Below are 11324 nucleotides of genomic sequence, written 5' to 3'. Positions count from 1 at the left end.
TTTGGTCGGCTAACCGGGCACTAACCCGCTTCGGCGGGTTTTGTGCTTTATGGGGTACTGATCTTTGCGTCGGACAGTTGCGAGACGAGAACACTGTCGAGCGCAACCAGTACCGGGTCGAAAATGCTGCTGTGCGGAATTATGGTTACAGCGCGGATCACTTCGGCGACGCTGGTGTCGGACTCAGGTTTGCAAAGGTGGTAGCCGCCTCCCGGCCCTTTTTGACCACGCACGATTTTGGCCTTCCCCAGCTTTGATACGATCTGTTCAACGTACGATTGGGAAAGCTTCAATTCGCTGCTGATGGTCGCAACAGTGACAGGTGCGCCGGTATAAAGCTTTTTCATTACAGCGACGACGCGCACTGAGGCAATGATACGTTTCATTCCAAATTCCATCGTTTTTCTCCGGCTCGTCATTGGTCAAAACTCGTTTAAAAATGAACTGCAGGCTGTTGGTCGGCAGCCGAAATATTCATCGGAAAGCACTCGCCTTTAATACTTTGATCCGTTGCGGCGGCATTACAGTCATCTTCGGTTTGGTACACCCCCAGCGGGGTATCAGAACACTCGCCAGTGAGCGCACAAACGGTGATGACTAAATAAAAAAACGTGCTCACGCCTTCATCTCCGGGTTGCCTTTCTGCGCCAGGAAATAGCAGAACTTACGTGTTAAGGCGGTGAACCAGTTAAGGCGGACTGCTTGTTGTCCTGTTACCACCCGTGCGAAATCCGTCATAGAAAATCCTCGTTGTGATGCATACTTTAAGCTCATATGGCGTGGTGCTATTCTTTTGTTCCCAGACATCGGCATTGGAATACAAAAATGGCAGCCCGTCCGATAAGCGTTTTTTGGTTCAAAAATAGTGCTCAATACGATTCGTACAAAAAAGTTTTGACTGATGCATGGGTACTACCCGACGATTATCGGGATTGGCTTATCCGGTTTAATCAGATGGTTGAGCGTTACGAAAATACCGGTATCCAGGTGATCAAAGTAGAGTGCGATAGCGACACATTCGTCTCCTGGTGCGTTAGCAATAGCCGTGACGCAAGTACCAAGAGTTGCAACGATTACGCGGTCTTCGAGGCTGGTAGCGATATGCTCCGCGATAGAGAACGCGATTGGGGATATGAGTAAACAGACTCGGCCCTCTTTCCTGGATATTTCGATTCTCACGTTTTTCACCTTCTCAATAATTTTTTCAGGGGCGGTAACAGAACGAGCGTTTAAGCCCCTGACACTTACTCGAACGACCTTTCCTTTTCTGCCGTTTGCGCCCGGCTGGCGGAACGTTGGTCTGCTGCGCGTTAAAACTGAAATCGTAAAATCAACGTCGCCATCTCATCCGGTGTTTCGTATGCCGCCGGCAGCTACTTCGTGGGCGTCCTGCCTGGATGACTTGCTGCGATGGAGAAATTATTATCGAAGTAATCGATAATAGTCAAATTAAATTGATAGCTAATTGCGTGGAAAGTTCGTAGGTCATCATGACCCACTTGAGCGGAGTGGAAGAGATTTGAAGGGTTATTTGGTTGGAGGGATGAGGTTTCTTTTTTGCAAATAAGCAGTTGCTACATCATCAAGTTCTTTAAGACGTAGTTCTATCGTCATGATTACTCTTTCTTTTTCCCTGTCATCGGGAAGTTGCTCAAAAACATCGAGAAGTTTTGACTGCAATTCTGAGGCAGGCTTAATTTGGGGTTTGGTTTCCCATGGATCATGCTCTTCCATAGGTTCGTGATCTTCCATGAAGAACCACGAGAGCGGTAAACCTGTTGCCGATGGAAGTCGGTTTAATATTTCAGAGCGAGGTAAAATATCAGAATTACACCAACCATTTACTGATTGAGCCTTTACGCCAAGTCTGCGCGCCAGTTCAGATTGGGAAATTCCGAGATCTTTAATCGCTTTTTGCAATCTCTTTCCGAAGTTCATCTCTTTATCCATTCAGATACTTATCACCGATTATACAGATTTTTTCTGTAGTCTCTCTTATCGAAATAATTTGACGATATCGATTTAATTTGATTTATTACCCTCCATCGATACCACGAGAGATGAACCAATGAAGATATCAATTCAAAAAAAGCTTTTGAACGTCTGCAGTCAGGCTGAGCTTGGACGCCGAATGAAGAGAAGAGCTCAGACTGTAAACGGCTGGTTTAAAAATAAAATTCCAGGAGAGCTAGTTCTCAAGGTGAGTGAAGTGGTGGATTTTAAAGTAACGCCGCATGAGTTACGTCCCGATCTTTACCCAAACCCCACTGATGGGTTGCCACAGCAGGAGACTGCACATGCACACAATCAGCTTTGATCATCTTAATCAATGTCCGCCCTTGGCATTGAAATCGAAAAATCAGATTGAACCGCGGCGCCGTGACAACCTGAAACGCATGGCGATCAATGCCGCTGTCAGCGAATGGGAAAAAACGTTGCCGGGTCAGGCTCAGGAACAGATAGCGCGGCTGGTGGCACAAGAATGGAAACGTACTGGCGGCAAGGGTATCACAGTCAACAAGCTGAACCTGTTCCGCTATCTGCGTAACGAAAATGGTTCCGAAAAATATAACCGCTATGTCATGCAACTGGCCCCGGCGATTTCAGCAGTGATGCCAATCGAGATAGCACGCGCCTACGGCCTCCGTTCCGGCAAGACCGAAGCAGAGCTGGTGGCGAGCGCAATCAAGGAATGCGCAGAAGCACACCAGGCAAAGCTGTTGGGCGCACCACTGCAGCGCCTGGAAAAGGAAATTTGGGAAGCGGCCACGTCGCTATACGCGATGCTCCCAAAGGAGGTATCGGAGCCAGCGCTGGCGCTGCTTAGCACTCTGGCGCCGCAGTGTTTTTGAAACGAGTTTTGACCAATGACCATCAGCATTTTGCTGATTAATACGAGGTTTTAGATGGCCCGCATCAGAACAGTGAAACCTGAATTCTGGACAGACGAAAAGGTGGTGGAATGCTCGATCCCCGCCCGACTTCTGTTTATTGGGTTGTTCAACTTCGCCAATGACCTGGGATGCATGGAGCGTTCCCACAAGCGGATCAAAATGCAGGTGTTCCCGGCGGATTTAATCGACTGCGAACCCCTCATCGCTGAGTTAATTACTCACGGATTACTCACTGAGTACTCAGTGAACGGTCAGGAATATTTGCACATAAAGGGCTTCGCTAAGCACCAGAAAATCAACCGTCCGTCGGCAACGAAGATACCCGCTCCGGTACTACTCACTGAAAACAGTAGCGGTAGTGGTAACCAGTTCAGTGATGACTCAGTGAGTGCTCAAGGAGGTGTCACTGACGGAAAAGGAAGGGAAGGGAAGGGAAAAGGATCAAACCCCTCTCTTAGCGAGCGCGAAGAAGAATTTCAGGATCACGAAGAACAACGGCAACAACATCCGCCGCCGACTCAAGCCCCCCGATATCTGGAAGGCCTAGATGAACCTATCGGCAAATTTCAGATGACGGATGCCTGGCTCCCGTCTCGTGATTTCCGGCGACGAGCAGCGATGTGGGGCATAGCCCTACCAGAACCGGATTACCTGCCAACCGAATTGGCGGAGTTCACAACCTACTGGGGGGCTGAGATGAAGGTTTTCACGCAGGTTCAGTGGGAACAGAAGTTTGCCCGTCACATACCCGTAGCGCGGGCCAACAACCAAAAATCCGTAGCAGCGAGAGGTAACGAAAATGCGCCAGTTCACTCTGGAAGCGCTTCAAGAGCAGTACAGCAAGTCCGGGATGCCCGAGCCCGAAAAGAACGTGACGGTGGATCCTCGGGCGGAAGACACAGCATGGCGCCTGTGGGAAGTCATGGCGGAAATCTACTCGAACCGCTGGACACAGAAGAACGGGGCCGAACCCTCGACTATGTGGATAGCTCAGATCGGTTCGATGACTGAGAGGCAAATCACCTTGGTATGCAATCAGTGCATGGAGCGCTGCGCCGACGGGAACTCATGGCCGCCAGACCTGGCGGAATTTGTTTCGCTGGTTTCAGAGAGTGGCGCAAACCCATTCAGCCTGACATCAGAAACGGTGATGGCGGAATACAAGCGCTGGCGCAATGAGTCATACCGCTATTCCGGCAGCGATAAATATCCATGGCCTCAGCCTGTGCTCTACCACATCTGCATTGAAATGCGCCGTACAGGCGTGGACCGACGAATGACGGAAAACGAGCTGCAGCGGCTGGCTGAAAAATTACTGACCAAGTGGACGAAGCACATTCAAAACGGTTTCTCGATTCCTCCGGTAGTGCGTCAACTGGCAGGGCCGAAATCACCGGCTGGGCCAACCCCGGCACAGTTGCTGATGGCGGAATACAAGCGCCGCAAAGCGGCAGGTTTAATCAACTAACGAGTTTTGACCAATGACCAAACAAAAACGAATTACTCAGGCTGACCGACTGGTTGTGTATGTCAGCCATCACCCGGGCATTACCACCCCGGAAGTGTGCGACGCGTTTAACTCTGACTCCGGTTCGACGGGACAGCAACTGGCTGCGTTAGTACAGCGCGGTGTCATGACCCGCAGTCACAACGGTACCCACTGGGAATATACCGTTGTGCCCGGCAGCGATATCCCCGATATCGAGTTACCGGAACTTGCTCAGAAAGCCGATCCGGAAGTTCTACGGGTGGCGCTTGAAGAGGCTGCCCTGATTGAATCACGGGGGCACTGGCTGCGCGCTGCTACGAAATACAGCGAGATTATGCGACTGGCAAAGAGCAGTCAGGAGATTCAGGACATTTCCCGATTGCGTAACCGCTGCATTCGCAATGCCCGCGCGCGGAGGGCAGAAGCATGCTGAAACCTGAGCAACGCGCCATCGTTGATTTTCTGGCGCGCGAAAAATCCATTTCCACACGGCAGGTTCGCAGTCTGCTGGGATGCGACATCAAAGAGGCCTACGACCGCCTGAAACGTCTGACGCTGGCAGGCATCGTGAAAAACGTTGGTAAACCTCACCACCCTGAATACCGGCTTACACATCGGTGGCGTTCGCGAGTGGCACCCGCTGCCTGTCCACCAGCGCCGCAAACTGTAGCGCAGATTTGCCGCGAAAAATGGCAGGGCTATCAGATTCACAAACTTTTCGGGAGCGCACAGAAATGACCATCGTTGCAAACAAACATGTAGCCCGCGTGGGCCACGAATTTGCAGCCGCAATGACGGCTGACACCCCGATTATCGAGATCGCCAGGATGGTGTCTCGCCTGGCTACTGCACTGGATAAACAAACCGAACTGACCGCGCAGTTGGCGATGGAAAACACCATTCTTCTTACTCCCGAAAACTGGTTAAAACATAGCGAGGAAGGTGCAGCGGCGTCCGCAATTGCAGAAGGTAACGGAGCTTCGGAGAACGAGGCGTTGTTGGCTGGAATGAAGGCAATCATAGCTTGCATGCAACCCCTTGCCACATCGGCAGCAATCGCAGCCCTGCGGGAAGAGGCCACAGAGGCGGCATTTAACAGCGATAAACATGCTGCACTTTGCGACAGCGCATACGTTTCAGGTATGCAGGCAGGCTGGAATTTCGGTGTGGATGAGGATGTGACGGGGTTCCAGCAATCTCTGGAGGCATATCGCAAACCAATGCGCGAAGCTCGCCGTCATTTTCGCGAGAGCAAAGTGGAGGTGCAATCGTGAGCTTTGAATACGTGAACTTCCATTACGGCGTTAATGCTTGTGTCGGTCGCCGCGTTGTTGCCTACGGCGAACCCGGCACCATCGTTAAAGATTTCGGCCATTACATCGGTGTGGTGCTGGATTCTGCGCCGCACTCCTCACCGGGCCGATATCACCCGATCGACGGCATTGTTTATGGCGAAGTAGTGGATTACGAACCGCCGAAAATGAACGCGCGTAAGTATGAGGCCAAACGCAATTATCAGGAATTTCAGGATGCCGATTGCGGTTATGACTTTCACGAATGGTTGGGCATCAATAAACCTCGCGTGGATTATGACCACCATGGCAATTGCCGCATGTACCGTATCGGAAACTACCGCGATGTGAGCATTTACGGTGAATGGCGCAAAACCAAGAAACAGGCCAAAGCTAGTTACAAAGACGCATTACGCGCCAGCAAAGGAGCACGGTCATGAGCACTGAGAAAAAATACTGCTACCGTTACGTTGACGGCAATGATAGCGACGGCCGCGCAATCGTCATGCTGTGGAAGCGTGTCATTATCCGCGAGTCTGAAAAGACGTTCTGGCACACCGACGATATGCCAAACATGGATTTAGAACAACTCGTTAAGTACCGGACCGCCGGGCCGAAAGAGCGGCGGAAATACTACGTTAAACGTTGCTTAAAAGGTGCTGAGCGTTCCAGTTATCACTACACGAAGGAAGAGGCGCTGACGGCTTTTGTTCACCGCAAGTTGTACCAACTTTCACGTATGGACCTGACGGCTGAAACTGTGCGCCTGTGCCTGAAAGGGCTGGTAAATCACGGTCACATCTCTGGTGATGATGATGGTCAAGTAACCAGGTTCAGTAAAATCATCGCTACTCCTGATTCCACTCTGATAGCGGCAGATGAACCAGGCCCAGAAGCATCAACTTACAGTTGGGGAGAGTACTGATGATTCAGCTGTATAACGCTGACTGTTTCGATATTTTCCCGACATTAGCCAGCGGCAGTATCGATATGGTTTGCGCTGACATTCCATACGGCACGACTCAGTGCAGTTGGGATACCCCGTTGGATTTGCCCCGAATGTGGCTCGAGCTATATCGAGTGGCTAAGCCGTCGGCGGCCATCGTGCTGTTTTCGGCACAGCCGTTCACTAGTGTGTTGGTCAACAGCAATTTGCGCGACTGGCGAACCGAATGGATCTGGGAGAAGGGTAACGCGACTGGCTTTTTCAATGTCGCAATTCAGCCGCTGCGTGCGCACGAAAACGTCCAGGTGTTTTACCGTCGCCAACCGACTTATAACCCGCAGATCACCCATGGTCATGCGCGGAAAAAATCGAAGCGTAAAACGGTAAATTCCAATGTATACGGCAAAGCAGTCTCGTTGACCGCTTACGACTCCACCAGCCGGTACCCGCGTGATGTTCAATTTTTTTCGAGCGATAAACAGAAAAGAAAATACCACGACACGCAAAAGCCGCTGGATTTGGTTCGGTACTTGATCGAGACGTACAGCAACCCAGGCGATTTGGTGCTGGATTTCACCATGGGAAGTGGCACGGCGGGCGTTGCCTGCCAGCTTACCGGGCGAAACTTCATAGGCATTGATAGTGACCCGCGCAGCTACAGCACGGCATGCGGGAGAAATGGCGTTGACGAAGGGAGGTGTGCCGCATGACGGATTCGCTTATCTCCTATGCCTGCAGTCGCATCAGCGAACTGGAATCCCTGTTGCTGGTGGATGTTCCCGAGACTGTCTGGCCTGCCGAGGTAGCGCTGGTTTACTCACAAGTTGAACGCGCCGGGGATCTCCCGGCGCACCACCAGCGCCGCCTCAAGCACCACATAAACCGCATGTGGCTGGAAAAGGTGCCAGTACCCGAAATCGTTACAGCAGCCCGTTCGCTGGCTGCTGCCATGGAGAAATATGCGTGAGAGAAATCATCGTTGATAATTTTGCTGGCGGTGGCGGGGCCAGTACCGGCATTGAACTGGCAATTGGCCGCAGCGTGGATATCGCTATCAACCACGACGAAAACGCGGTTGCGATGCACACCACAAACCACCCCGGCACGCTGCACTATTGCGAGAGTGTTTTTGACGTGAATCCCCCGGTTGTTACCGCAGGTATGCCAGTGGGTCTGGCATGGTTTAGCCCGGATTGCCGCCATTTCTCCAAAGCGAAAGGCGGTACCCCGGTAGAAAAAGCGATTCGAGGCTTAGCCTGGATTGTGGTTCGGTGGGCGCTGACGGTGCGCCCCCGCGTCATGATGCTGGAAAACGTTGAGGAGTTCCGCACCTGGGGACCGCTGCTGGCGGCGGAAATGCGTCCAGACCCGGAGCGCGTAGGCGAGACGTTTAATGCGTTTGTCAGCATGCTGTCCGATGGCATAAGTGCTGATAACCCGGCATTGGCCGAGTGCTGCGAGTTTCTGAACATTGAGCCGGGCAGCAAACAGGCGCAGCGGCTGGTTGCCGGGCTGGGTTATGCGGTCGAACATCGAGAGTTGCGCGCGTGTGATTACGGAGCACCGACGATTCGCAAACGCTTTTTCATGGTGATGCGCTGCGACGGCGCCGCAATTTGCTGGCCGGAGCAAACCCACGGGGATCCGAAAACAGCCGCGGTTAAATCAGGTGAACTTAAACCCTGGAGAACGGCGGCGGAGTGTATCGACTGGTCTATCCCGTGCCCGTCGATTTTCGACCGCAAAAAGCCGCTGGCAGACAATACGATGCGACGGATTGCGCGCGGTATTGAACGTTTCGTGGTGAACAGCGCAACGCCGTTTATCGTGAAATGCAATCACACCACAACGCGTGGCACGTATGACTGTTTCCGTGGGCAGCCGCTGGATGAACCGGTTCAGACAATAACTAAGAAGCACGGCTTCGCGCTGGCCGTTCCGCACCTGACGAAATTTCGCACCGGAGCAACCGGGCAGGAGGTAACCGAACCGGTACCGACGGTGACAGCCGGTACATCAAAGCGCCCTGGCGGGAACGGTCACGCACTGGGTATTGTCGAGGCGGCTATTTCACCGTTTATTGCTGGCGCTGGTGGCCCGAAATATTCAGCTAAACCCCGCAGTGTTGAAAACCCGATGCACACACTGTGCAACACTAACCATTCCTGCGTTATTGCACCTGTAATTGCCAGGCAGTTCGGCAATAGCATCGGTCATCGCGCTGATGAGCCCGGCGCAACCGTGACGGCTGGTGGTGGCGGAAAATCGCAACTGGTATCAACCACGCTAATTCAGATGGGTTACGGTGAACGGGTAGGGCAGGCACCGCGGATTCTCCAGATTGAGAAACCACTGGGTACTGTCACCGCCGGGGGCAATAAATTTGCGCTGGTGGCGGCAAACCTGGTCAAACACTTTGGGGGCAATTATTCGGGGGCTGGTCTGGTACTTGATGAACCAGTTCATACTGTGACAACGACAGATCACCATGCGCTGGTAACATCCAGTATTGTAAAAATGCGCGGTACCAACCTTGGGCAGCCAACTGATACACCATTGCAGACCGTAACGGCGGGTGGTCTGCACTTTGGTGAGGTGAGGACCATGCTGGCTGAAAACGCATATGACGAGCACCGGGCGGGGCAGGTGGCGGCATTCCTGCATGAGTACGGCATCAGCGAGTTTGTAACCATCAAAGACGTGGTTTATCGCATTGTTGATATTGGAATGCGCATGCTCCAGCCGCGTGAATTATATGCTGCACAAGGCTTTCCGGAGTGGTATATCATCGACCGCGACTATCAAGGTGTGAAGTACGCAAAAGACAAGCAAGTTGCGAGGTGCGGCAACGCGGTACCGCCGCCGTTCGCCGAGGCACTTGTACGCGCAAATCTACCTGAATTGTGTTCTGTCAAAGCGATCGCAGCCTGATATAATCCCCCTCCAGAACGGAGGGGATATGAATATTAGGATAATGCTTTTTCTTGCTATTTTTTTGCCGTTGTCAGCTTTTGCCGATAAAGGTGATTTCACTTTTAAAGTCGGTGAAAATGTTAAGGTTATACCATCTTCATGTATAGAGTCAGTAAGTTACGAAGGAAAAGACGAGATTGATTCTGAGAGTGTGTACATCTCTCTAACTACAGCGTGTAATCAACTACTTTATCAGGTGACGCGCGAGAACATTGGTAAAATGGCCCATTTCTCGTATAGAGAAAATTTAATCTCATCTGTAGTCATTACTTCCGCCTTAAGAAGCAGTATCAGGATATCTTCAAAGGAAATACCAAGAACTGTGTTGATGCAGATATTTAATGACTATGGTGTAGCAAGTTAGAGCCCCTGGTTATATTGAGATAGCGGAATCCAATAAAAAATAAGGATGTATAGTATGAGGCTGATTATTGTCTTGTTCGTGACATTATCGCTGTTAGGATGCGCGAAGAGTGAAATGCCCGTTCAGTGTGAAGGTTATGCCACTTTCCTACCTGTACCCAACGATGAGAATGTGAAACCAAAAACTGCAAGCATGAAATTGGATAAGTTACGTCAAAATGCAAACGGTACCTGGGATTTTCATCGAATTAACGGAAAAGGAATGACATCACAATCGGCGTGGATGAAGCCTACGGAATATGATCGCATTGAATGTACTCAGGGACCAGTTGAACAACTCATGAGTTTAAAAACCCGCAAAGGGCAACCAGTGACAATGCTTTAATTGCTTTGATTTTCTACAATCACCTGTTCATAATACCAGTATCAGCCTGAACAACTGACGACCTGTGCGCATTTGAGGGGACTTAAATGCGCAATTACTCTAAGCACTGAATTGTTACTCTATCCGGCAACCTCCCTCCAATCATTTCCATCCGCCCTAGGAGCCCTATTAGGGGAAGGTTTCCTTTCTTCCCGTCGGGGGTATCACTCTTCACGTAAATGACTTTCCTCCAATTGCAATAATACAACCCAACGTCAATGGCTGGGTTCTGTCCCTTGGAGGTATCATTTAGGAACCCTTTCTATCGCATAATTTATGTTGTCATACAGTGCACCGAAGCCCTTTCACGCCGACCTTGAAAATGTTGAAAATTATGATTTATAGATGTACTGTATAAATATACAGTTATGCGATGGGGCTATTATGAAAATTGAATTAACCATTGATCGTACTAAAGAACTTCCAAAGGGCGCTGTCTCTGCTTTGGAAAAGGAGTTGCTGAAACGGCTTAGTGAAGAGTATGAAAATTGCAATCTGGTTATCCGACGGACGGGCTCCGATGGGCTAAGCGTATTCGGTGGTGATAAAGAGGATAAAAAGAAAGTTGAGAAAATCCTTCAGGAGACATGGGAAAGCGCTGACGACTGGTTTTACTGAAATGCGTTGTCACTGAGTTTCCGTGTGAATGAAGGGGGTAGGGGAGTGGAAGAACCAGAAGAATTGCCAAACAAGGGGTATGTAGTCATCAGATGTCACGATGGGGTCATCGTCGCCAGACTGCAAAGTTTTCCTGAATGTGAAAGGGCTTTAATGTACCGCCGTGGTGGGCAGGTATCATTTATGCCTATTCAGGATGATGAGATTATTGGCACACCATCCCTTTTTACACAGATGCTCGAGCGAGCCGGTTACCGGGTTTCTCCAGCTTCTGATATATTGTCTTAGCCAGCCTGAACAACTGGCAGTCTGCTGCGCCACGGAG

At 50.9% G+C, this 11324-nt stretch carries 20 protein-coding genes; 16 read left to right on the top strand and 4 right to left on the bottom strand.

All coding sequences use genetic code 11. The features are described from left to right. Positions 1–47 precede the first annotated feature (47 nt). From C5523_RS16865 to C5523_RS16850, 4 genes are all read right to left on the bottom strand, one after another. Positions 48–386 carry an Rrf2 family transcriptional regulator gene (locus C5523_RS16865; protein WP_108702349.1) on the bottom strand — a complete coding sequence of 113 codons (339 nt, stop codon included), beginning with the start codon at positions 384–386 and terminating at the stop codon, positions 48–50. 47 nt (positions 387–433) lie between these two features. After that, entirely contained in the window at positions 434–619 is a 186-nt protein-coding gene (locus C5523_RS16860) for a DUF1482 family protein (protein WP_108701594.1), read from the bottom strand. Continuing rightward, entirely contained in the window at positions 616–738 is a 123-nt protein-coding gene (locus C5523_RS27905; RefSeq protein ID WP_255423151.1) for a hypothetical protein, read from the bottom strand. Before C5523_RS27905 ends, C5523_RS16860 begins: the two co-directional genes overlap by 4 nt. 789 nt (positions 739–1527) lie before the next feature. Continuing rightward, positions 1528–1950 carry a helix-turn-helix domain-containing protein gene (locus tag C5523_RS16850; RefSeq protein WP_223878717.1) on the bottom strand — a complete coding sequence of 141 codons (423 nt, stop codon included), beginning with the start codon at positions 1948–1950 and terminating at the stop codon, positions 1528–1530. Between the two features lie 118 nt (positions 1951–2068). On the opposite strand from C5523_RS16850, the gene C5523_RS16845 reads away from it, so the two are divergent. The 16 genes from C5523_RS16845 (at position 2069) to C5523_RS16775 (ending at position 11287) form a co-directional block, all read left to right on the top strand. After that, positions 2069–2317 (top strand): YdaS family helix-turn-helix protein, encoded by a 249-nt coding sequence (locus tag C5523_RS16845; RefSeq protein ID WP_108701592.1) that lies wholly within the window; start codon positions 2069–2071, stop codon positions 2315–2317. After that, complete coding sequence (locus tag C5523_RS16840; RefSeq protein ID WP_108701591.1) at positions 2298–2852, top strand: toxin YdaT family protein; 555 nt, start codon at positions 2298–2300, stop codon at positions 2850–2852. The genes C5523_RS16845 and C5523_RS16840 overlap by 20 nt, the downstream gene beginning before the upstream one ends. A gap of 54 nt (positions 2853–2906) precedes the next feature. Continuing rightward, entirely contained in the window at positions 2907–3905 is a 999-nt protein-coding gene (locus C5523_RS27760) for a DnaT-like ssDNA-binding domain-containing protein (RefSeq protein ID WP_155525412.1), read from the top strand. Beyond that, entirely contained in the window at positions 3817–4362 is a 546-nt protein-coding gene (locus C5523_RS16835; RefSeq protein WP_155525411.1) for a replication protein P, read from the top strand. Before C5523_RS27760 ends, C5523_RS16835 begins: the two co-directional genes overlap by 89 nt. Positions 4363–4375: 13 nt before the next feature. After that, on the top strand, positions 4376–4816 hold the full coding sequence (locus C5523_RS16830; protein WP_108701590.1) for a hypothetical protein: 441 nt from the start codon (positions 4376–4378) through the stop codon (positions 4814–4816). Further along, positions 4810–5121 carry a hypothetical protein gene (locus tag C5523_RS16825; RefSeq protein ID WP_108701589.1) on the top strand — a complete coding sequence of 104 codons (312 nt, stop codon included), beginning with the start codon at positions 4810–4812 and terminating at the stop codon, positions 5119–5121. The genes C5523_RS16830 and C5523_RS16825 overlap by 7 nt, the downstream gene beginning before the upstream one ends. After that, complete coding sequence (locus tag C5523_RS16820) at positions 5118–5657, top strand: hypothetical protein (protein ID WP_108701588.1); 540 nt, start codon at positions 5118–5120, stop codon at positions 5655–5657. Before C5523_RS16825 ends, C5523_RS16820 begins: the two co-directional genes overlap by 4 nt. Then, positions 5654–6115, top strand: coding sequence for a hypothetical protein (locus C5523_RS16815; protein ID WP_108701587.1), 462 nt, complete (start codon positions 5654–5656; stop codon positions 6113–6115). The genes C5523_RS16820 and C5523_RS16815 overlap by 4 nt, the downstream gene beginning before the upstream one ends. Beyond that, complete coding sequence (locus tag C5523_RS16810; protein ID WP_108701586.1) at positions 6112–6600, top strand: hypothetical protein; 489 nt, start codon at positions 6112–6114, stop codon at positions 6598–6600. Before C5523_RS16815 ends, C5523_RS16810 begins: the two co-directional genes overlap by 4 nt. Next, on the top strand, positions 6600–7331 hold the full coding sequence (locus C5523_RS16805) for a site-specific DNA-methyltransferase (RefSeq protein WP_108701585.1): 732 nt from the start codon (positions 6600–6602) through the stop codon (positions 7329–7331). The genes C5523_RS16810 and C5523_RS16805 overlap by 1 nt, the downstream gene beginning before the upstream one ends. After that, the gene (locus C5523_RS16800; RefSeq protein ID WP_108701584.1) at positions 7328–7588 is read left to right on the top strand and encodes a hypothetical protein; all 261 of its coding nucleotides are present in this window, start codon (positions 7328–7330) and stop codon (positions 7586–7588) included. Before C5523_RS16805 ends, C5523_RS16800 begins: the two co-directional genes overlap by 4 nt. Next, positions 7585–9552 carry a DNA cytosine methyltransferase gene (locus tag C5523_RS16795; protein ID WP_108701583.1) on the top strand — a complete coding sequence of 656 codons (1968 nt, stop codon included), beginning with the start codon at positions 7585–7587 and terminating at the stop codon, positions 9550–9552. Before C5523_RS16800 ends, C5523_RS16795 begins: the two co-directional genes overlap by 4 nt. A gap of 28 nt (positions 9553–9580) precedes the next feature. Further along, the gene (locus C5523_RS16790) at positions 9581–9958 is read left to right on the top strand and encodes an Insecticidal toxin complex protein tccz (protein WP_108701582.1); all 378 of its coding nucleotides are present in this window, start codon (positions 9581–9583) and stop codon (positions 9956–9958) included. Between the two features lie 54 nt (positions 9959–10012). Then, positions 10013–10342 (top strand): hypothetical protein, encoded by a 330-nt coding sequence (locus C5523_RS16785; RefSeq protein ID WP_085007431.1) that lies wholly within the window; start codon positions 10013–10015, stop codon positions 10340–10342. Positions 10343–10765: 423 nt separating this feature from the next. Next, positions 10766–10999 (top strand): DinI-like family protein, encoded by a 234-nt coding sequence (locus tag C5523_RS16780; protein ID WP_108701581.1) that lies wholly within the window; start codon positions 10766–10768, stop codon positions 10997–10999. A gap of 45 nt (positions 11000–11044) precedes the next feature. Beyond that, the gene (locus tag C5523_RS16775; RefSeq protein WP_108701580.1) at positions 11045–11287 is read left to right on the top strand and encodes a hypothetical protein; all 243 of its coding nucleotides are present in this window, start codon (positions 11045–11047) and stop codon (positions 11285–11287) included. Positions 11288–11324: the final 37 nt, after the last annotated feature.

This window comes from Phytobacter sp. SCO41 (assembly GCF_003073275.1).
Taxonomy (GTDB): domain Bacteria; phylum Pseudomonadota; class Gammaproteobacteria; order Enterobacterales; family Enterobacteriaceae; genus Phytobacter; species Phytobacter diazotrophicus.
This window is presented reverse-complemented; position numbering and strand designations above follow the sequence as displayed.